The organism is Gimesia sp., assembly GCF_048260065.1.
Classification (GTDB): domain Bacteria; phylum Planctomycetota; class Planctomycetia; order Planctomycetales; family Planctomycetaceae; genus Gimesia.
Map to the genome: position 1 here is coordinate 592,013 of NZ_JBLXHC010000002.1, position 20,656 is coordinate 612,668.

Below are 20,656 nucleotides of genomic sequence, written 5' to 3' on the forward strand. Positions count from 1 at the left end.
AACTGCATATCGGAATGATTTCGTGAGCACCTTGATTAGGGGCGAATTCTCTGGAATAGTTTACCTAGTTCACAAGCCGTCATTCTGGGTAAAGCGTACCGATTAAGCGGCCTGTAGTTTCGGTAAAATCATGAGGGTCGGCAAAATTATCTCATGAGCGCAGGCGCTGGTGCCTCAGGATGCTGCGAGATTCACTGAGAGAGACGTAAGTAGAGCAATTACAGTCTTCTGCGTTTTGAATCTTGAGAATGATTTCAATTATTTACGATTTTATCGAGTTTCTTTTTTAACACATTTTTCTGCTCATCAGGGGCCTTCTGAATGGCCTGATTGAGTGTATGGGATGCTTTGTCCAGCTGCTGATTAGCCTGATAAGCTGTTGCCAGTGTGTCCAGTAGATTCCAGTCTTCGAAACTGGTCAGCTCACACGCTTTTACGGCATGTGAGACTGCCAGTTTGGGGTTTTGAAGTTTCACATCAGTGCATGTCGCATAAAGCCAGGCAAGATCGTTATGGGCAACCGCTGAAGAGGGATTCAGCTCCAGTGCTCTCTGGTAGTCTTTGATGGCGGATTCAAACTGCCCCTGATGTTCCCAGATGGCAGCGCGATTGCTGAATACTTCAGATACGAAGTTGTTGGTTTTGATTGCCTGGTTGAAATCCTGTAAAGCGCGATCTAACTGATTCATTTCGCGAAAGGCGATCCCCCGGGCGTTCATCGCGGCCACCATTTGTGGCTGCAGTTGAATCGCTTTCGTCAGATCCTCCACGGCGGACTGGTATTGTTTCTGTTCCAGCCGGATCAGCCCGCGAATGTAATATGCCTTGGCATCTTTGTCATTGAGTTTCAGAGCCTGGTTCAGATCCTCTAACGCCAGATCGTACTCTTTTTGTAAACGACGGATGTTCCCCCGATTGACATAGATATGGGCATTCTCCGGTTTGAGCTTCAGAGACGCGGCAAAGTCAGCCAGAGCCGCCGGATAGTTCTTCAAGACCTGCTGGGCGATTCCACGTAAATGATAGCGTTCCGCCGTTGGTTCATTCTCGATGAACCGATCCAGAATCAGAATCAACTCCTCCGGTGTTTTCAGGTCAGCGGAATTAATCCAGCCCCCCTGTAAGGGAATCCAGAGCCATTCCTGATTTCGCTGAGTCGCGACAAGGACTTCTCCCGGATTCAGTTGGCTTAAGACCCCGCTCCCCGTCTTCAGTTCGGCCCCTTTGGTCGCCACGATCATCGTCTGCGAAAAAATTTCGGGCTGCTCAGAATGCGTATAAGCATGAGCATATGAAATAAACATAAGGGAAAGGGTGAATATGTACAGTTTATGTTTTGCCGTTGTTTTCATAGGTGGTTGCTCAATATTGACTTAGCGACGTAACTCAGAGAATTGTTAGTTTTTTGATATAATTGGTATAATTCGTAGAATTCCTAAATTAACATGTTATTCTATAGTGGTGTTCGACTCTTTCCCAAACTAAAGGGAATTAGAAAACAGAGAATATTCATTTTTTCGCATCATGAATTTCAAAACAACATGAAAGGGGAGGAAAGTGAAACCAACGTTTAAGTTACTTTGTGCTGTGGGAGCCATCATGATGATGTCATCTGCAGCCCAGGCGGGTAAATGTCACTCGCAGCAGTGTTGCGTGAGTGCAGCGCCCTGCGTGAGCGGCTGTAATCCGTGCGCGACGGTCGCATGCAAACCGGCCTGTAAAACTGTGGAACGCACGGTAATGGTTCCGGAAATGGTGACCGAAGTTCGCAAAGTCAACTGCACTGCCTATCGCACCGAAACGCGTCAGCGGGATGTCACGATCTACGAAAAAGTTCCTGAGATCAAAGAGGTGCAACAATCTTACACCGTGATGGTACCCGAAGTACGGACCCGCGAAGAAAAGTATGTCGTCTGCAAGCCAGTCTGGCAGACCTCGCAAAAGACGTTCACCGTCAATGTCCCCTACTGCGAAACAAAAACCGGAGTCCGTCAGGTTGAGCAAACCTTCTGGAAGGATGTTGAGCAGGAATACACGGTCAATGTTCCTTACACCGAAAAACGGACAGCAACCCGCCAGGTTCAAAAAGTGGTCATGAAGGATGTGGTTCAGGAATACACGGTGAATGAACCTTACACAGTCAAACGACAGGGAACGCGGACTGTGATGAAATGCGTCCCCGTGAAACAGTACCGCACGGTCTGTGAAGATCAGGGACACTGGGAAGACCGCCCGATTGAAACCGCCTGCCCTGCTCCGGCCTGTGGCAGTTGTGGAACCTGTGGAGACTGTTGCCAGCCAGCCTGTACCCCCGTCTGCACACAGCGGGTCTGGGTCCCTAAGATCGTACAGAAACAGGTAGAATACACTGCCTATCGTCAGGAATGCGAGCAGGTTCCCTTTACCTATGAAGTTCAACTTTGCAAAGCGGTCAAGAAATCCAGAACGGTCCAGGTCTGCGAAACCGTCTGTGTACCTGAAAAATACACCTACGATGTCCAGCTCTGCCGACAGGAAAAAAAGACACGCATGGTAAAGGTCTGCGAAGTCAAATGTGTTCCTCAGGAATACACCTACCAGGTGCAGAAGTGCCGACAGGAAACACGAACCTGTGACGTGAAGGTCTGCTCTCTGGTCAAAGAGGAAAAAACACGTCTGGTGAATTTCACTGTCTGTGTGCCTCAACAGAAAACCTGCACACGCCAGGTCACCGTTTACAAATGCGTGCCTAAAGTCGTGCAGCAGTCTTATACTGTCTGTGTCCCTTACACGGTACAGAAAGAAGTTCAGGTTCAGGTCTGTCGACAGGTGGCAAAGAAAATCGCCGTCCAGGTCCCTGACTGTGCTCCCTGTGCAACAGGTTGCTCTACCTGCAATTAACTCATGAATCAGGCTTTTGATCCGGATTCATGTAAACGCTGATCAGCCTCATACTTTCGGGTATGAGGCTTTTTTTATAGACTGGATGCTGTGGCGCTTACAGTACTATTTCAGCAATGAGAAGAGTGATGACAGAATCTGCATTGAATGCAAATCGACCCGAACGATTTCAGGACGAGTTCGATAGCCTGCTCCAGACGATTTCGAAGCTGTCGGAAAACAGTGATTCTGAGACAGCCTGGCCGGCGGAAGCCTGGCACGAGATCAGGCAGGCGGGCGTTCTGGGCTGGAATGTTCCCCTGGAATTCGGCGGGACCGATTTGAATTCCGTGGAGATGACCTACGGTTACATCAGGCTCGCTGAGGCCTGTCTGACGACGACTTTTGTTTTGACTCAGTTCAATGCCGCCTGTCAGCGGATTAACTGGTCGCAGGATCAGGAATTGAAATCGAGGGTCTTTCAGGAACTGGCGGCCGGCGAAAAGTTTGCCACGGTCGGAATTTCTCACCTGACCACTTCCAGACAGCACTTAAGCAAGCCGACCGTGACAGCAGAGAAAGTCACTGACGGCTGGAAGCTCGATGGTTTCGTTCCCTGGGTGACGGGAGCAGTCCATGCCGACTACATCGTCACCGGTGGCGTGTGTGAGGACGGGACTCAGATCCTGGCACTGGTTCAGACCGATCGTGAGGGAGTCGCTCCTCAGCCGCCCATTGAAATGCTGTCGATGACGGGTTCGCAAACCGGCGCGGTGAAACTCAATCAGGTTGTTGTTCCCGAGCAGTACCTCATTGCAGGCCCCGTCGAGAATGTGATGAAACGTCCCGATGGCCAGGGAGGCGCCGGCTCTTTGACGACGTCTGCCCTCGCGCTGGGAGTCGCCCGCAGAGCGATTGCAAAACTGGGAGAAGAAGCCGAGAAGCGCCCCGATCTGCTGGAAATCTATCAACCCTTCAACTCCGAATGTGAAGGCATCTGTGCAGAAATGTTCGAGACCCTTAAAGCGGGCACCCTCAATGGCGGATTTTCCGAGAAGATTCGCGGTCAGTCAAACTCGCTGGTCCTGCGTGCTTCCCAGGCATTGCTGGCCGCGGTCAAAGGCGCCGGTTTTGTCAAAGGGCATCCTGCCGAGCGTGCCATTCGCGAAGCCATGTTCTTTCTGGTCTGGTCCTGTCCACAGCCGGTGGTCCATGCCAATATGAAAGAGTTCGCCTGCGTGCTCGATTAGCGGGTGCCCCGACTTTCGGTGACGGAACCGGTTTACTTTTCGCCGGCGAGTGCTTCCGCGAGATTAATCACATGGTCCCGGACGCGGCGTAAGGCATTCAGCGTCGATGTGTATGAGACATTGATATAGGGATCGACCTTTTCAGAAGAGAGGTAGTCCAGGTGCTCCCGTTGCAGTGTCTTGACCTTGTGCTTGATTTCCGTGCCGGAGCGAATCGTCGCGGAAACCACGTCGGTGTGAGACTGTTGATAGGCGGTGGTGACGTGGTTCAACTGTTTTTCAACCATCGTGAGCAGTTCCAGCAGTGAGCTGTTATGGGCGTCATCAAAGGCTCTGCCCTGCTTGTTTAATTTCAGTCTGAATTTGGCAATTCGCTGCAGGTAGTCACTGATGGATTCGTATTCATCTGCCATACGCAACTGGCAGCGTCCTTTGGAAATCACATCCTGCGTCAGATCCATGGCGAGCAGATGGGTGATGTAGCTGGTAATTTCATCCTGCATCTGATCGAGTGCTTCTTCATGCTGAAACAGTTTCTCAACGTCCTGGGGATCAGGCGTTTTTTGAGACAGAATTCGATACAGTATCTGGGCCATTTCATCGCAGATCACACCCATCTTAATCACTTCGGCCCGTGATTGATTAATGGCGAGCGCCGGTGTTTCCAGAATGCGAACATCAAGGCTTTTGAGGTGTGCAATTTCCTGTGGCTTATCTTTCACGACTCGTGTGAGTAGTGTTGCTATTTTACCGGCAAAGGGGAGGAACACGAGAGTATTGACGATATTGAACACGGAGTGTGTCGCTGCAATTGCAAGTGCAGTCGAAGGATAAGTGGGCGTATCTCCTACCATGATGACTTCAGTCACGTCGACATCAATCAGCCACGGAATAAATTTGACATACCAGAAAAAGATCGTCGAAACCCAGAGAACCCCGCCAATATTAAACAGAAAATGGAAGTAGGCAGCGCGGCGGGCATTGGTTGTAGTACCGATTGATGCCAGAAGAGCCGTAACCGTCGTCCCAATATTTTCTCCCAGAACCAGGGCGGCGGCCGTTTCAAAGGGGATCAGCCCGGCACTGGCGGCTGAGAGTGTGATCGCCAGCGTGGCGGAAGAGGACTGTACGATCATCGTCAGGATACAACCGACGAACATACACTGATACAACCCAATGAATGAGTTGGCTTTGAAATGTTGGAACCAAAGCCTGAATTCAGGTACGTCCTCCAGAAATTCACAAGCCTCTTTCATCAGTTCCAGGCCAAAGAAAACCATGCCGACACCCATGGTTGCTAAAGCTGTGTAGCGCAGTTTTTCATTTTTGGAAAACAGATAGACTAAGGAGGAAACCCCTAAAATGGGCAGACCATATTTACCGATCTTCAATACCAGGATCAAACCAGTGGAGGTCGTCCCAATATTCGCACCCATGATCACGCCGATCGCCTGGGTCAGAGACATCAGGCCCCCGTTCACGAACCCGACGGTCATCACGGTTGTCACAGAACTGGACTGAACCAGAACGGTGACCAGGAAGCCGACGAGTGTTGCCAGAATCCGGTTATTGGTGACAGCACCGATGAGCCGCCTTAAACTGGCTCCGGCAATCGATTGAAGCCCCTGAGACATGTATTTCATTCCCAGGAGGAAGATCCCCAGACCTCCAATGAGGGTGGTCGTCATTTCAAACATTGTGTCTTTTAAACCTATCGTGTTGGTATTTACCCCAAAGATTCGGATCGGGGTATCTGGCAGGTGTTCATATGAATTGCTGGTTGTTAAGATTGTGCATATTTATTATGAAGATCTGTTAATATTACAAGGGTCTGAGCGGGCTGTCTTTCAAGACAGAACTAAAATCATGGCGCTGATCCTTGTGTGTTGGCGTCTCTCACGGTAAATCAGTTCATAGACCGGTCTGAGATCGGTTCACACCAAAACAGGTCGAACATAAGAGAAGCCTGTTCAGGTATCAGAAAGATGAGCCCCCGTAGCTCAATTGGATAGAGTGCTGGCTTCCGAAGCCAGAGGTTGCTGGTTCGAGCCCAGCCGGGGGTATTTCGATTCAGGTTGATGCTTGAAACCTGTGCCCTGTTGTCGTTTTCTCTGCGAAGAAACGATAATCTGGGGTAGCACGCCTTCTTCACTTTCACTTCTGAAGAACTTCTGTCCCCAGGTTCTATTCGGGACGTTTGACGAGCTTCTGCTGACTGCTGTGTCGTCCCCTGCTTGTAGTTGTGATGACCCTTGTTTATGTATAGGGTTGAATAAATACAGAACGGGAAAGCAGACCAGTACGCTTAGACTTGAAAACACGATGATCGAATTTCAATGCCCACTATGTGGAAAAAGGATTAAAGTTCCCAATGCTGCTGCAGGCAAACCAGGTTTTTGCCTGGGATGCAATAATGAGATTGATATCCCGTTCGAGGACGGAAGTTTGCCAGAGCCATCACACTCTCGGGATGCCTCACAGAGCGCCAATTTCGATGATGCACAACACTCTGGCATTAGCAATCAGCCAAGGCAGTGGAACGCGCTGCTGGCAATGTTTTTGGCATTCTGTTTCCCGGGACTGGGTCAACTGTATAAAGGGCAATTCTTGCGGGCTGTATTATGGTTTATCTGCATTCTGATCGGCTATTCCGCCTACCTTGTCCCTGGTGTCATTCTTCAGATTTGTTGCGTCCTCGATGCAGGTTTAACCGAACCAAAACGAGATTCCCATAATGCGGGGCAGGTCAAATAATTATTGATCCTGACACTTCTAATGACCTCCAGATTTGAATAGGTGTTTGAAATTCTTCGTGCAACAATTACTCTATTGAGTCAGGCAAAAAATCTTTTCGCGTACTTACCAGGGAGGATTTCATGAATCCTGTAGTAGAGCTTTTGCTAATTATATTTGGATGTTTGGTGAGCTTTATTTTGGGACTTGTGGCATCTCGTCTGATGAAAAAAGAAGATGATGATTTAAAAAGCAATCAACTACGTGAGGGGCTGAAAGCTGCGATAAAACATAACAATGATCTACTCGCAAATTTATCAGAATGGGTGAGTAACCCTGGTGCGACACCCTTCTTTAACTTGGATCTAGCTATTTTGAACTCCACATCATCAATCAAATATGAATATCTGGAAGACTTTTCACTCTGTGAAGAAATTGACAAGTTAAGGTATGAATTAACCCATTTGACTCGAAAGGTAGACGCGCTTTTCAATTTACGCTTTGATCCTATCTTCATAACTCAAATACATGGCGAAAATAGAAAAAGGCTTCTGGATTCGCACACACTCTTGAAAGAGTCGATCAAAGAACAAATTTCAGGAACACAGAAACTGATTGAACCGCTTTTGGGGAGACTCGGTTAGTGAATTGTCATAAGTGCGTAGGTTTTACGTCGCATTTTACGTCGCATTAAAAAACGAAACCGCATTAGCCCAGCCGAGGGTCTTTGAGAAACAAGCAGTGCTGCCGGATCAGATTAGCTCTTTGATCGGGGCGCCGTGGGGCAGGATGGGCATGGGGCGTCCGCTGCGGTCCAGGAATTCGTGGTTCTGGTCGATGCCCAGGAAGTGGTAGACGGTTGCCAGCAGATCGTTGGGATCCAGCTTGTTGTCTTTGGCGTATTCCCCCTTGGCAGTCGTGGAACCGATCACCTGCCCCATGGGAGCACCGCCGCCGGAGACCAGCACCGACATAGCGCCTGGCCAGTGATCGCGGCCGGGCTGCATGACTTTGCTTTTCGTTCCCGGTTGAACGGTGATGCGGGGAGTGCGGCCAAATTCTCCCGAGACGACCAGCATGACTTTTTTATCGAGCCCGCGGTCGTAAATGTCTTCAATCAACGCGGAGACGGCCCGATCGAAGGGGGGCATCCGCACGCCCAGATCGTAATACAGATCGCCGTTGATGGCGTGGATGTCCCAGTTGGAATGGATGCGGTTTTTCTGGGTGCCAGGTACATCCGGGTTATTCATATACATGGTGACGAAACTGGTGCCCGCTTCCACCAGTCGTCGCGCGAGTAACGCGCGCTGGCCCCATTTGTGTCTGCCATAACGATCCCGGGTCGCATCACTCTCCTGCGACAGATCGAAGGCGGCGCGGGCCTTGTCGCTGGTCAGCATGCCCAGGGCCTGCTCGTTGATGTTGTCGAGGGCTGCCATCGAGCCGTGCAGGTCGACGTCTCTGCGGAAACGGTCAAACGACTGCAGCAGCCCCAGCCGGTCGTCAAGGCGGTCTTTGACGCTGTTCGAAACAGACAGGTTGGGGACCGAATAACCTGGTGCACCCAGGTTGCCGCCGACAACGAACGGCATTGCAGATTCACCCAGGTAAGCGCTCCCCCCGCCATAGGCACGGGGAGAACTGGCGACATAATTGGGGACTCCGACACGCCGGTGCTCGCGCATTTTGGCGACGATCGGTCCCACAGTCGGAAATTCCGAAACAGGATCGACGCTCTGTGTTTTACGACCGCTCAGAAAACGAACCGAACCGCGGGCGTGTTGCGAATCTTCGTGCGAGATCGAACGGATAATCGAAAACTTATCTGCGACTCGGGCATGGTGCGGCAGCAGTTCGCAAATTTCGATTCCCGGTGCGTTCGTTGCGATCGGGTTGAGCTGACCGCGGTAATCGCTGGGGGCATTCGGTTTCATGTCATACGTTTCCATATGACTGGGACCGCCCAGCAGCCAGATGAAAATCACAGCAGTCTCTTCGCGGTTCCCTGCCTGGGGATTCAGCGAGTTTGCCAGGACGCGCTGGCGCAGCAGATCCGCCAGTCCCAGTCCTCCCAGCGCCAGGTAACCCGCCTCCAGAAAACTGCGACGTGACATCGGGCCGGGACAGTAGACGGAACGGTCAGAACTCATGGAGTCACCTCTGACTTATGGAAACAGGCGGGAAATTCAAATCACTTGGGGGAGCTCTTAATTTGTGGTAATCCTGTGCAGGAATTACGCAGGGTTGTTAAGTTTTGATTCTACCCGGACTGCGAGAAACATACAAGCGGAAATTGATGTGTCTGCCGATTCCCTGCACCGATCCGGTTCCCTGCCGGCGCGCACGTTGAACCTGGCAGGGAGTACTGATCGTTTTCAAAAGTTGATTCAGAGAAGTCGGCGGGTGAAATCAGTCGTGGGGAGTTCAGGAGGTTTTGGAGTGGGACTCCGTCCGGACAGGAGCAGGAAAGCGCGGGAGCGCTTCCTCTGACTGTCCGATTCGATGGAACTCGATTCAGGAAATCGTGCCACAAAACGCGAGAGAAAACTGTGAGTTTTCCCGGGCTGGTTCCTGGGCGGATACTTCCTGAGTCACGGTCTGTTTGGCCTGCTCGGGACGGGAAATCTGAATCTCCCGGGGAGCGGCGATGCCGATGCGGACGGACCCCTTTTTCGTATCCAGAATGGTGATCTGGATGTTGTCTCCAATTTGAATCGTTTCGTTGATTTTGCGGGATAAGACCAACATTTGTAGACTCCTTCTAATCAATGTGGAAGAGTAGTGTGTAGAACAATCTTAAAGATCGCCTGCAGTGGGGCTCGAAACGGTTCGATTTTGCAATCGTGGGGTCGTTTCGCTTATCACCGAAATTCTTTCAAGTTCGGTGGGTAGAATCAGGCAACCAAAGGCATTATTGAGCTAGTTGTTCAACTCAATTCAGCAGTAATTTGCTGTTGTGTCTCTCAGTGTATTACTATGCGCTCGCACCTCCAGCGGCGAGCATGCGGCCGGCACCTGCCGGGCGAGTAGTTGATTGCTGGCGCGAAATTTAGTTCTTACTCATTTTTTATGCAATACCAGTTTTTACTTTTTTACAAAATTGTTGATTCCGGTACAGGTTTCGCGCGAATCCAGCTTCAATGACAGTACGAAAGTGATTTCCTGAAAGCATTTTAGAATGAATTGAATCCGCCTGTTCTTTTTTGCATTCTCTGCCCCGGGGAAATACAATACTGAGGAGAGTGAGCCTGATTGAGCGCTTCCGGTTTTAAAAACAGAGACTTCAACTGCTCGGATTGATCTGAATTGGCAGTTGTTGTTCGTTGGAGACCGGATCCAGGCTGATGCAATTCCTTTTGAAGGGAAACAAGAAATGATCGGATGCCAGACCGGAACCGTCAGGTTCTATCGCAGACAGGTTAAATTCATCCTGTCTGGTTGGATGATGCTGTTGATGATGCCGCCGGTCTTTTCTGCAGATCCCGATTCGGAAGAACCGATTGCCGCCCGCCGCCCTGAGATCGTTGACCTCTACCCTGGGCAGGCACTCTCTGCAGAGGCACTCGCGGAGCAGGCGAAATCATCCGTGGTGGCGGTCTCCTTTGCAGGCCGCGATGGTCAGCAGGCGGGTCTGGGAACCGGCTTTGTGATCAGCGCTGATGGTCTGATCGCCACGAACCTGCATGTGATTGGCGAGGCACGCCCCATCTCCGTGCAGTTTATGGATGGAAACAAATTTGATGTGAAAGAAGTGCACGCGACCGATCGACAGATGGACCTGGCCGTGCTGAAGATCGACGCGAAAGATCTGACGCCGTTAACTCTGGCGGAACCGGATTCACTCAAGCAGGGCGCAGAAGTCATCGCGCTGGGGAATCCGCAAGGCTTACGTTACAGCGTCGTCAAAGGGGTCAACTCCGGAACACGGGAGATTGACGGCAAGCCGATGATTCAGCTGGCCATCCCGATCGAACCGGGGAACAGTGGAGGACCCGTTCTGGATGCACAGGGACACGTCCAGGGAATTGTGACTTTGAAGTCGGCGGTCACGCGCAATCTCGGTTACGCGGTGAATATCAGCGCGCTCAAAGTGTTGTTGGAAAAACCGAACCCCGTACCCATGAATCGCTGGCTGACCATCGGCACGCTTGACGAGCGGCAGTGGAAACCTCTGTTTGGCTCGCGCTGGCGACAGCGTGCCGGTCGTATTATGGTGGAAGGATTCGGCAGCGGTTTAGGGAGTCGCTCGCTGTGCGTTTCGCAGGAAGACCTGCCCGCGCTGCCTTATGAAATTGCCGTTGAAGTCAAACTGGATGACGAGTCGGGCGCTGCAGGGCTGATTTTTTACTCCGATGAAAATACCAGGCATTATGGATTCTATCCCAGCAACCAGAGTTTGCGGATCAGTCGTTTTGACGGTTCCGATGTCTTTTTGTGGCGGGTGCTGGAAGAGAAGAAGTCCAATTCGTATCGCGAAGGAGAATGGAACCAGCTCAAAGTCCGCCTGGAAACCGACCGGATTCTCTGCTTTGTGAATGATGAGCAGGTTTTCGAAGTGAAAGACCAGCGTTATACACAGGGGAAAGCGGGACTGGCCAAGTTCCGGAACACGGTGGCTGCGTTTCGGGGATTTCAGGTGGCCCGCGAAATTGCTCCCTATCGCCCTTCCAAAGAGACCGCACAGAAAATTCTCGACCTGACCGAAGACCTGCGCGTGGACCGGCCTCCCCACGATGCGCTGGTGGAAGAAGTCATCAAAGAAACCGATGAGAAACGGGCACAGCAGGCATTGCAGGAACGTGCACGGCTACTCACGAAACAGGCGGAGCGACTGCAGCAGCTGGCGCAGTCGATTCATGAACGAGCGGTTCGCGATGATCTGCAGCAACTGTTCAAAAAAGAGAAGGAATCAGAAATCGATCTGCTGGCAGCAGCCCTGCTGATTGCGCGGCTGGATAATTCAGAAGTGGAAGTCAAAACCTATCTCAATCAGGTTGCAGGCATGGTGGGAGAAATCCAGAAAACGCTGCCCGCGGAGGCGACTCCCAGACAGAAGCTCAAGGCACTTAACGATTACCTGTTCCGCGAAACCGGTTTTCATGGCAGTCGCACGAATTATTACAGCCGTTCCAACAGCTATATCAACGAGACAATTGAAGACCGCGAAGGCCTGCCGATTACTCTGGCAATTCTGTATATGGAACTCGGACGCCGCCTGGGGCTCGACATCGAAGGAGTGGGACTGCCCGGTCATTTCGTGGTTCGCGTGAACTCAACGGCTGAAAAGGGAGAGCTGGTCGACGTCTTCGAGGGGGGCGAAATAATAAATGAGGAAGAGGCCAGAGCGATGATCGTCTCCGCAAACAGTGGCCGCTTTGATGAAGAGTTTCTCAAGGCACAGCCCAAAAAAGAAATCATCAAACGGATGCTGCGGAATCTGCTGAATCTGGCGCGGGACGATGAGGACATGCAGTCCATGCTGCGATATGTCGAGACGATGATTGCCATCGACGAAGATCTGATGCAGGAACGCTGGTTGCGGGCCGTCTTACGTTACCAGACAGGCAGGATTGCCGAAGCGAAGACCGATGCCGACTATCTGCTGGAAAAGTCCCCCGAGGGATTTGATCTGCGCCGCATTCATGAGTTTCGTAATTTTCTGGAGACCGTGAAGCCGTCCGAGTAACTGCAGTGGCCCGTTTAAATTCTTTTGAGATCGGAGATTGGAAGTGAGTTGGATGAAACCGGGTTTCTGTCTGCTGATGCTGCTGATCGAGGTTCCCCTGCTCTGTGCCGCGCATCCGCTCGCTGCTCCCCGGCGAACAAGCCTCACCAATCCACAAATCAAATATCAGCTGACAGACCAGCATGCGGTGACCCTTAAGCGGGGAAAAGTGACGGCGATCATCGTTGACAATTCTGCCGTTGATACCAAAGCACTGCCGGGGCATCGCGCAGGTTATAATGGCGTGGCGTCACTTAAATGGACCGGACAGGAAGAGAATCTGTTTGTCCCTGCCCTGGCTGGTTTGAATTTTGAGCACATCCATGATGGCACGACCAGTCTGAAGGAAAAATTCGAGCCACGCAAATTTCCGATGCAGTTGCGGATCATTTCTGCAGATACGGTCGAGTTGTATCAGCCTCCCACTGAGAACTGGAAACTGGAAAGCTGCGGCCGGTATCAATTGCTGGAAGACGGGACTCTGGAATATACGTTTGAGTGTATCCCGCACGCCGCTCTGTTCAAAAACGGGTTTATTGGACTGTTCTGGGCCAGTTATATTCAGGCACCGGAAGATCGCCGTATTCACTTTTACGGCAAACCGAAGGATCAGGTAAATCAACGGGAATCACTTTTGCATGCGCGAACGCCTTCGCATGGAGTTGACAGTACGCATCCGCCGCTGCATGCGACATTTTTTCCGGAACTGGCTGCGGATTTCCCGTTAACTCTGGTGAATCATCCGTCTGCTTACCGTTATTCCCAACCATGGTACTATGGTATTCGTGATAATTATTCCTATACTCAACTCTTCAGAGACCGTGATCAGATCTGGCTGGCACAGTCACCAACCGGAGGTGGCGGTCAGAATCCTGCCTGGGATTTTCAGTGGTTTATCCCCGACTATCGGCCAGGTGAAGCGTATGGATTCGTAATGCGGGCGCATTATGCTCCGTGGTCTGATCATGCAACGTTACAAAAATCGGTTCAAAAACATTTATCTGCTTTAGCACAGGATTAATTGTCCCTGGTTCTTCAGGGGTAATCTGGTCTCAGGATGAATCCAGTCTTGTGCTCATCAGGCATGGATTGAAAATAGAATGAGAAAAATCGGCTCCCTTCCTTCCGGGCAGCAGGCAAAACAGTTCGAAGATTATCTGCTGACGACAGGTGTGGAAATCAAGGTGGAACAGTCTGTCGACCAGTGGTCGATCTGGGTCTATGATGAAGATCAGGTCGAACATGCCAAAGTCGAGTTGAATGACTATATCGCGCATCCTGACGCCGAAAAATTTCAGGGAGCCGCGCGGCAGGCGGAAGCCATTCGCGAATCGAAAATCAAAAAAGCAGCCGACAGCGCCCGCCAGCAGGTGAATGTCCGTGAGACCTGGAATCAGCCCTTCACCAGCCGCTGTCCGGTGACGTCGTTGCTGATTGGCGTGTCAGTGGTCGTGTATCTGTTTATGCAGACCAGTGAGTATGGAGAACAGATCAGGCAGGCTTTGAGTATCAGTTCCTTTCAGACGACAGGTAATATGATCCGTTACAGCCCGTATCTGCTGGATATTCGCGACGGGGAAGTCTGGCGGCTGGTAACACCGATTTTTATTCATTTTCGGAGTTCCTCGGGACTACCTCTGCATTTGTTATTCAACTGTTTTATGACCTATCAATTAAGTGGCGCGATTGAAATGAATCGCGGCAGCACCAAACTGATTTTACTGGTGTTGTTGACGGCGATCCCGTCTAATCTGGCTCAGTTTTACTGGTCGGGACCTGGCTTTGGAGGTCTGTCGGGCGTCGTCTATGGGATGTTCGGGTATATGTGGATGAAAAGTAAATTCGATCCACAGTCTGCTTTTTATGTTCCCCCCAATATGGTTGTGATTCTGATTGGCTGGTTCTTTCTCTGTATGACCGGCGCGATGGGCTCCGTTGCCAACATGGCGCACGCCGGGGGCCTGGGGATGGGCATGCTGATTGGCGTGGGCACCACGTTTTTAAAACAGGCCGGTAAATCGAACTGAAGTCGATGAATTCTCGGAGTCAGTGATTGTTGCCTCTCCGGGAATCGCCTATAATTCGGACAATGAATTGAAGATGCTGTTGAGTTAAGGACTGACAAAATTGCTGACCCTCTCTAGTGGAGCGAGATATCGGATGATGAATCGACAAAAATGGAGTTTAACCGCAGGGGTACTTTTCGTAATGAGCTTTGCTTCCCAATCATTTCTGACAGCCGCTGATGACCCTGCCCCACCTGAAAAAATTCGGACCGTTGAAGGCATAACCGAGTATTCCCTGGCCAACGGCATGAAAGTGCTGCTGTTCCCAGACCCGTCCAGCCCCAAAGTGACCGTGAATCTGACCCTCCTGGTCGGTTCCCGGCATGAAGGTTATGGCGAAACCGGGATGGCGCACCTGCTGGAGCACATGCTGTTCAAGGGGACGCCCACCCATCAGAATATTCCCAAAGAACTGCAGGCCCGTGGTGCCCAGTTCAACGGAACGACCTGGTACGATCGAACGAACTACTACGAAACGCTTCCCGCAACCGAGGACAATCTGGAGTTTGCACTCAAGATGGAAGCCGATCGCATGATGAACAGTTATGTGAAAGCGGAAGACCTGGCCTCGGAAATGACAGTGGTCCGCAACGAATTCGAACGGGGTGAAAACAGCCCATCCCGCATGCTGATGCAGAAAGTCATGGCTTCCGCCTTCGAATGGCATAACTACGGGAAATCCACGATTGGTAACCGGGCCGATATCGAGCGTGTTCCCATAGACCGCCTGAAAAGCTTCTACAAAAAATATTACCAGCCCGATAACGCGGTTTTAATTGTCGCCGGAAAATTTGATACCGACGAAGCATTGAAGCTGATCAACCAGTATTTCGGAACCATTCCCAAACCGGAACGCAAACTCGATAAAACTTATACCGAAGAACCTCCGCAGGAAGGGGAACGCATCGTCACACTGCGGCGGATTGGTGAAGTCCCCGTGGTCGGTGTCGTCTATCACATTCCTGCTGCTGCTCATAAAGACATGGCGGCTCTGGATGTTCTGGAATCCACACTGACCGATGATCCTTCAGGCGTTCTGTATCAGGCACTGGTGAAGACCAAAAAGGCATCCAGTGTTTCTGGATCTCTGTTTGCATTACACGATCCCGGCGTATTGCGACTGATGGTGGAAGTCATCAAAGGCAACGACCCTCAGGTCATTCTGGGCATTATGTTTGATACGCTGCAGACCGTCCGGGAAAAAGGGATTCCCGCTGAAGACGTGGCCCGCGCTAAAGAAAAACTGCTGAAACAGTATGAGCAGGCTGAGAATAACAGCTCTCGACTGGCTGTTGAGCTTTCCGAATGGGTTTCGATGGGGGACTGGCGTCTGCGGTTCCTGTATCGTGATGCTCTGGAAAAAGTGACTCCCGAAGATGTGAAACGTGTCGCGGACGAATATCTGAAAGAGAACAACCGAACCGTGGGGATCTTTGTTCCCGTCGAAGAAAGCCAGAAGGTCACCATTCCGCAGATCGATGACATCGCCAAAATGATTGGTGACTACCAGGGACGCGAAACGGTTGCGATGGGGGAAGACTTCGATGTCTCGCCTGAGAATATCAATAAACGCACGACGCTGAAAACACTCTCCAGTGGCGTGAAAGTCGCATTGCTTTCCAAAAAGACCCGCGGCGAAGAAGTCAATCTGAATATGACGCTCCGTTATGGGGACCTGGAAAGCCTGCAGGGCAAAAAGACCGCCTGCGAATTTCTGCCTGCCGTCATGAAGCGGGGAACAAAAAACAGGACACGTCAGCAGATTGAAGATGAACTCAATAAGCTGCGTGCCCAGTTGAGCATTTCCGGTTCACCCGGCGAAATCAATGTCGCGATCAAAACCCGCAGTGAAAGTCTTTCCAAAGTGTTGAGCATCCTCAAGGAAATCCTCCGCGAGCCAACCCTGCCGGAAACCGAACTGGATGTGCTGAAATCTCAGCAGATTGCGACTCTGGAAAAACAGAAAACCGATCCTCAGTCACGGGCGATTCTCTCGGTACGAAGTCAGCTTCGTCCCTATCCGGAATCCGATCCCCGCTATGTGCCAACGATCGAACAGGAAATTGAGCGGATCAAAGCCTTGTCTCAGAGTGATCTGCAATCACTGTATGAAAACTTCATCGGCGGCTCTGTGGGTGAAATCGCCGTTGTCGGTGACTTCTCTGAAGACGAAGTCTATGCCCAACTGGGATCCATGCTGGATGACTGGAAGTCACCTGCTCCCTACAAGCATATCCCTTCAGAACCCCATGCGCTTCCCGGTAAACTGACGGAAATCATTATTCCCGACAAAGCGAATGCGTTCTATTTTGGCGGTCTGACGTTTCCGATGAACAGCAGCTCTCCCGAGTATCCCGATCTGATCGTGGCTGGCTCGGTGCTGGGGTCGAGTGGTCTTTCCTCACGTCTGGGAGATCGTGTCCGTCAGAAAGAAGGTCTGGCCTATGGTGTTGGCGCATTCATTCATGCGGATAACGTGGATTCCCGCGGTTCGATTTCCCTGTACGCCAGCTGCAATCCGGACAATATGGAAAAGGTGGAAACCGCTATTAAGGAAGAGCTGGCTTTGCTGATCGCAAAAGGGATCACAGCTGAGGAACTGGCCAATGCTCAGAAAGGTTATCTGGAACAGCAGGAGGTTTCACGAACCAGTGATGCGTCTCTGGCATCCATCCTGTCAACCAATCTGTTTGCCGATCGGGATATGACTTACTATTCCGAGCTCGAAACAAAAGTCAACGCGGTCACTGCGGATGCGGCTCAGAAGGCATTCGCAAAATATATTGATCCCGCGAACCTGATCATTACTGTTTCAGGAAGCCTCAAACAGTAATTTCTTGCAGCGATTCAATCCCCCGGACAGTCTCTGTCCGGGGGACGCGCTGGTTTTCCTCCCGGATGTCAACTTCCCCCACTCTCTTCTTCTGCGCTGACGTTATCTGCGTTTGCAGCAATCGTACACCCTTACATTACAGATCGATAATCTCAACCGGCGATCAATCAACGTTGCTTGATTCTCAACAGCCAACTGGTTACCTTGGTCCTTTCCACGTTCTGAACAAAGTATTGTAAAGTAACTTAAATAAACCTAGATATAGCAAGAGTTTGCAATGGCAGATGAAACAGCAAATTCACGGATTGAACAAGACCGTCAACTGATCCTGGACGCGAAGGCAAAAGGGACCGGTGCCAAGATACTGGCCTACACAAAGCTTTCCGGTCCCGGCTGGTTACAGAGTGCGATTACTCTGGGGGGCGGATCTTTGGCCGGTGGTCTCTATCTGGGAATTCTTTCCGGTTATCATCTGATGTGGTTGCAGCCACTGGCAATGATCATGGGTGTGATCATGCTCAGTGCCATTGGTTATGTGGCGTTGTCAACTAAAGAACGTCCGTTTGCTGCGATCAATACTCATATCAACCCGGTGCTGGGGTGGGGCTGGGCAATTGCCACGCTGATGGCGAATCTGGTCTGGATTATGCCTCAGTATGCGTTAGGGACGGCAGCTCTGCAGCAGAATCTGGCGCCCGAACTCTTTGGTGATCCCAAGAATGGTCTGATCTCAGCGGTGGCAGTCCTGTTTGTGATTTCAGCAATTGTCATCTGGTTTTACGATTCCGGCGGATGGGGCATCAAACTGTTTGAAGCGATTCTGAAAATCCTGGTGGGAATCGTTGTGCTCTGTTTCTTCGGCGTCGTTCTTAAAATGAGTATATCCACGAACGATCTGGACTGGGGAAAAATTCTCGCCGGCTATATTCCGAACTTCAGTCTGTTTGTCAATCCTTCCCCTGAGTTTTCCGAAGTGCTGTCACAGGCCGGCGGTTATGCTGAGTACTGGAAGAACATGATTGTCGGAAATCAGCAGAAAGTGATGATTACCGCAGCCGCGACCGCGGTCGGGATTAATATGACCTTCCTGCTGCCTTATTCGATGCGGGCCAAAGGTTGGGATAAAGATTTCCGTGGTCTGGCAATGTTCGATCTGGCGACCGGGTTATTTGTCCCTTTTGTACTGGCCACCAGTTGTGTTGTTATTGCTGCTGCCTCTCAGTTTCATGCGAAACCCGCAGCGGGATTGCTGGGTGAAACCAATGCCGAAGGTCAGGTTGTAAAGGCAGATCCCGGTTTATTGGGACAATACAACAAGCTGCTCGACAACCGTATTAAAACGGAAGTTTCTCCTGAAGAATGGAGCGGATTACAGCAGGCAGACAATGCGGCAGCCCTGCAGGAAAAACGAAATGAGCTGCCTCTGCCCGAACGTAAGCTGGCAGCCATGCTGGTCAACCGGGATGCGTTTCAGTTAGCAGCGGCACTCAAACCGCTGGCGGGGGCTACGGTTTCACAGGTTGTCTTCGGTCTGGGCGTTGTCGCGATGGCCATTTCGACGATCATCATTCTGATGTTAATCAATGGCTTTGTATTCTGTGAAATGCTGGGGGTTGAACCACGGGGAACATTCCATCGCATTGGCTGTTTTATGCCCGCGTTGACTGGAATTGCGGGACCCTTTATCTGGGGCGATTCAGATGCCAAAGCCTGGCTGGCGGTGCCGACTTCCATGTTTGGAATGGTGCTGCTGCCGATTGCTTATGCCACGTTCTTCTTCATGATGAACTCACCGAAAATTCTGGGAGACCGGATTCCCACTGGGGGCAAACGTGTGGCCTGGAACCTGGCGATGGGCATTTCCACCCTGCTGGCAACCTTCGGCTGTGTCTGGAGTATTAAATCCACTCCTTTCGCTACCTATGGATTTACTGCTCTGGGAGGCTTTATTGGTCTTGCCATTATCGTGCATTTCACACGCGGCAGTTCCGATTCAGCTCCTTCGTCATCGGGTGAGTAATTTCAGAGGCAGTTCAGCCGGGTAATTGTAAAAGGAAACTATTGCAGTTGTACCCGGTTGTCTGTGTCGCAGTCGTACTTCTTGCTGAAGAAAATCTTCGAAGGGCGGATCCGCAGTCGTTGCGCCCAGAAGCGTGCGAGAACAGCCAGTGTGCCCATGCCATATTTGACGCAGCGTATAAAATTGATGCTGGATGCTTCGGGAAAGTAACGGACGGGAACAGGAATATCGCCTACCCGGAATTGAAAATAGACTGCCTGTGCAAGTAGCTGGCTGTCAAAGACGAAGTCGTCCGAGTTTCGTTCGAAGGGAATGGTTTCCAGAACTTCTCTGCGGTAGGCGCGGAAGCCACTGTGAAAGTCACCCAGGTTTTGTCCCAATGCCATATTTTCGGTAATCGTCAGCAGGCGGTTGGCCAGATATTTCCAGGCAGGCATACCACCTGCCAGAGCTTCCTGTCTGGTGCGGATCCGAGAACCCATCACGACATCGCAGATGCCCAGACGCAGCAGCTGAATGGCGATTCCCACAACGCGGCTGTCGTACTGATAGTCAGGGTGTAGCATCACTACATATTCTGCACCGTATTCGAGCGCATACTGATAACAGGTCTTCTGGTTCCCGCCGTAGCCTCGATTTTCTTTATGTTTCACAACCGTCAGACCTTGCCGCAACGCCAGATCGACCGTTCCGTCAGTGCTGCCGTCGTCAACAAGAATGATTTCGTCAACCACGTCTGCTGGAATATCAGCTAATGTTTTAACCAGAGTTGTTGCAGCATTATAGGCCGGCATCACCACGATGGTTTTTCCCTGCGGATTACAACGGCGTTCAATTTCTTCCAGCAGTGGTTCCAGGTTCTGGAACTGTGCCATACTCTCTGCACTGTCCGGAGCCATAACTGGATCGGAGGGAGTTTTTTCAAGTTCTGTGTTGGACAGTGATATCAGCAAGTTTCTCTCTCCGGGTTTTATTGAATCGAGTTGCAGCGAAACAGGTGCGCTGTCAGTAGAACATGGTCTGCGGGAAGCTTAGCTTTATTTCCCGAGTGGTGAGGATTCATTCTCCGGGTGGGGTAAGCGTAAGTTTATCTGAAGCAGAAGGAAGTCAGCCTGGACCGGTTGTTCCGGATATCGCGGCTGGGGAAACGATTGATGTTGCCGAGAA

At 51.1% G+C, this 20,656-nt stretch carries 14 protein-coding genes and 1 tRNA gene; 10 read left to right on the forward strand and 5 right to left on the reverse strand.

Features of this window, described 5'->3' with window-relative positions; genetic code table 11:
- Window positions 1-254: 254 nt before the first annotated feature.
- Window positions 255-1,235, reverse strand: a complete 981-nt coding sequence (locus ACN0YN_RS05385; RefSeq protein WP_417383966.1) for a tetratricopeptide repeat protein — start codon at window positions 1,233-1,235, stop codon at window positions 255-257.
- A gap of 322 nt (window positions 1,236-1,557) precedes the next feature.
- Between ACN0YN_RS05385 and ACN0YN_RS05390 the strand changes: the two genes are divergently transcribed.
- Together ACN0YN_RS05390 and ACN0YN_RS05395 are read left to right on the forward strand one after the other, a co-directional pair.
- Complete coding sequence (locus tag ACN0YN_RS05390; RefSeq protein ID WP_417383967.1) at window positions 1,558-2,880, forward strand: hypothetical protein; 1,323 nt, start codon at window positions 1,558-1,560, stop codon at window positions 2,878-2,880.
- Between the two features lie 128 nt (window positions 2,881-3,008).
- A complete protein-coding gene (locus tag ACN0YN_RS05395) occupies window positions 3,009-4,109 on the forward strand; it encodes an acyl-CoA dehydrogenase family protein (protein WP_417383968.1) in 1,101 nt (366 codons plus the stop codon).
- 32 nt (window positions 4,110-4,141) lie between these two features.
- Here the strand turns inward: ACN0YN_RS05395 and ACN0YN_RS05400 are convergent, their stop codons facing one another.
- Window positions 4,142-5,797 carry a Na/Pi cotransporter family protein gene (locus tag ACN0YN_RS05400; RefSeq protein WP_417383969.1) on the reverse strand — a complete coding sequence of 552 codons (1,656 nt, stop codon included), beginning with the start codon at window positions 5,795-5,797 and terminating at the stop codon, window positions 4,142-4,144.
- Window positions 5,798-6,098: 301 nt separating this feature from the next.
- Between ACN0YN_RS05400 and ACN0YN_RS05405 the strand changes: the two genes are divergently transcribed.
- The 3 genes from ACN0YN_RS05405 (at window position 6,099) to ACN0YN_RS05415 (ending at window position 7,486) form a co-directional block, all read left to right on the forward strand.
- Window positions 6,099-6,172: transfer RNA gene (locus tag ACN0YN_RS05405), tRNA-Arg, on the forward strand.
- A gap of 259 nt (window positions 6,173-6,431) precedes the next feature.
- Complete coding sequence (locus ACN0YN_RS05410; protein ID WP_417383970.1) at window positions 6,432-6,863, forward strand: hypothetical protein; 432 nt, start codon at window positions 6,432-6,434, stop codon at window positions 6,861-6,863.
- 122 nt (window positions 6,864-6,985) lie between these two features.
- Window positions 6,986-7,486, forward strand: coding sequence for a hypothetical protein (locus ACN0YN_RS05415; protein WP_417383971.1), 501 nt, complete (start codon window positions 6,986-6,988; stop codon window positions 7,484-7,486).
- A 108-nt stretch (window positions 7,487-7,594) separates the two neighbouring features.
- Here ACN0YN_RS05415 and ACN0YN_RS05420 read toward each other — a convergent pair whose 3' ends face one another.
- Together ACN0YN_RS05420 and csrA are read right to left on the reverse strand one after the other, a co-directional pair.
- Entirely contained in the window at window positions 7,595-8,995 is a 1,401-nt protein-coding gene (locus ACN0YN_RS05420; protein WP_417383972.1) for a DUF1501 domain-containing protein, read from the reverse strand.
- 364 nt (window positions 8,996-9,359) lie between these two features.
- Window positions 9,360-9,593, reverse strand: coding sequence for a carbon storage regulator CsrA (gene csrA / locus ACN0YN_RS05425; protein ID WP_417383973.1), 234 nt, complete (start codon window positions 9,591-9,593; stop codon window positions 9,360-9,362).
- 625 nt (window positions 9,594-10,218) lie between these two features.
- Here csrA and ACN0YN_RS05430 point away from each other — a divergent pair.
- The 5 genes from ACN0YN_RS05430 (at window position 10,219) to ACN0YN_RS05450 (ending at window position 19,489) form a co-directional block, all read left to right on the forward strand.
- Entirely contained in the window at window positions 10,219-12,531 is a 2,313-nt protein-coding gene (locus ACN0YN_RS05430; RefSeq protein ID WP_417383974.1) for a transglutaminase family protein, read from the forward strand.
- A 52-nt stretch (window positions 12,532-12,583) separates the two neighbouring features.
- Window positions 12,584-13,591 (forward strand): hypothetical protein, encoded by a 1,008-nt coding sequence (locus ACN0YN_RS05435; protein WP_417383975.1) that lies wholly within the window; start codon window positions 12,584-12,586, stop codon window positions 13,589-13,591.
- 79 nt (window positions 13,592-13,670) lie between these two features.
- Entirely contained in the window at window positions 13,671-14,597 is a 927-nt protein-coding gene (locus ACN0YN_RS05440; protein ID WP_417383976.1) for a rhomboid family intramembrane serine protease, read from the forward strand.
- Window positions 14,598-14,778: 181 nt separating this feature from the next.
- Window positions 14,779-17,469: a M16 family metallopeptidase gene (locus ACN0YN_RS05445; RefSeq protein ID WP_417383977.1), complete on the forward strand. Its 2,691-nt coding sequence runs from the start codon at window positions 14,779-14,781 to the stop codon at window positions 17,467-17,469.
- Window positions 17,470-17,746: 277 nt separating this feature from the next.
- The gene (locus ACN0YN_RS05450) at window positions 17,747-19,489 is read left to right on the forward strand and encodes a divalent metal cation transporter (RefSeq protein ID WP_417383978.1); all 1,743 of its coding nucleotides are present in this window, start codon (window positions 17,747-17,749) and stop codon (window positions 19,487-19,489) included.
- 38 nt (window positions 19,490-19,527) lie between these two features.
- Here ACN0YN_RS05450 and ACN0YN_RS05455 read toward each other — a convergent pair whose 3' ends face one another.
- A complete protein-coding gene (locus ACN0YN_RS05455; RefSeq protein ID WP_417383979.1) occupies window positions 19,528-20,442 on the reverse strand; it encodes a glycosyltransferase family 2 protein in 915 nt (304 codons plus the stop codon).
- Window positions 20,443-20,656 lie beyond the last annotated feature (214 nt).